This window comes from Enterobacter sp. MGH119 (assembly GCF_001037675.1).
GTDB classification, from domain to species: Bacteria; Pseudomonadota; Gammaproteobacteria; order Enterobacterales; family Enterobacteriaceae; genus Enterobacter; species Enterobacter hormaechei_C.
The window spans coordinates 1-1,308 of record NZ_KQ089939.1 but is presented as its reverse complement, the minus strand read 5'-3'; the positions used below and the strand labels follow the sequence as shown (position 1 = coordinate 1,308).

1 protein-coding gene is annotated in these 1,308 nt (G+C 67.3%); it reads right to left on the bottom strand.

Annotated elements, in window-relative coordinates; all coding sequences use genetic code 11:
- The coding region (locus SK53_RS23440; protein ID WP_048210094.1) for an Ig-like domain-containing protein at positions 1-1,308 on the bottom strand (1,308 nt) is incomplete at both ends.

Here is a 1,308-nt window from a genome sequence, read left to right as displayed (position 1 = left end):
TGCCGCCGTTCGCCAGGTTACCCTGCACGCTGCCCACGTCGTCCAGCGCCGCGTCGATGGTCGGCTTCACCGGCGCATCGGTATCGATGGTCACGGTCCAGCTGCTGCTGGCTGACTCATTACCCATCGGATCCTTCGCCGTGGCGGTGAAGGTGTGCTCGCCGCGGCCCAGATCCACGCTCGGCGTGAAGCTCCAGGTGCCGTCCGCGCCCGCGGTGGTGGTGCCCAGCACGTTGCTGCCGTCCATGATGGTTACGGTGCTGCCCGCCTTCGCCGTGCCGCTGATTTGCGGACGGGTGTCGTCGGTGACCGCGTTCCGGGACAGGCTGCCGGTCACGCTGCCGGCGTCGTCGGTCACGCCGGTGATTTCCACCTTGCCCGGGACCACGTCAACGGTGATGACCACGTGCGACCCTTCCGGCCCGGTGTTGCCCGACGGATCGGTGACGGTGGTGGTCAGGTCGTGTGCGCCGTTCGCCAGCGGCTGGTCAGGGGTGTAGCTCCAGGTGCCGTCCGGGTTCACCTTCGTGGAGCCGATAACCTGGCCGTTGTCGATGATGTTCACCGTGCTGCCCGGCTCGGCCCTGCCGCTCAGGGTCGGGGTGTTGTCATCGGTGGTGTCGCCGCTCACGACCGGGCCCTGGTACGCACCGACGTTGTCGGTGACCAGCAGGTCGGAGGCCGCGTCCGGTGCTTTTGTATCGATAACGATACCGAAGCCGCCGGTTGGCTCACTGGTGCGGCCCACGCCGTCGGTGACGGTGGCGGTGAAGCTGTGGCTGCCGTCAGCCAGCGCCGTATCCGGCGTGAAGCTCCAGCTGCCGTTGCTGCCCACGGTGGTGGTGCCAATCAGGCGGCCGTTGTCGTAGATGCTGATGGTGCCGCCCGCCACGCCGCTGCTGCCGCTCAGGGTCGGGGTGGTGTCGTTGGTGACGTCACCCTTCTGCAGGTAGTCCGCGTGCGGGGCCACGTCGTCATACACGGTGTCCAGCGTCGGTGCCTGCGGCGGCACGGTGGCCACGTTGATGATGTACTCACCGGACGGACCGGAGACGTTGCCCACGCCGTCGGTCTCTTTCGCCGTCAGGGTGTACCTGCCGTCCGGCAGCGGGGTGGTCGGCTCCAGGGACCAGGTGCCGTCGGCCTGCACCTTCGCGGTGCCAATCACCTTGTCGCCGCTGTAGACGGTGATGGTGTTGCCAGCTTCCGCACCGGTACCCTTGATCAGCGGACGGTTGTCGTCGGTTTCTTCGCCGGAGGCAATGACGCCTGCGGTGTTCACGTCGTCATAGACTTCGGTGATCGCCA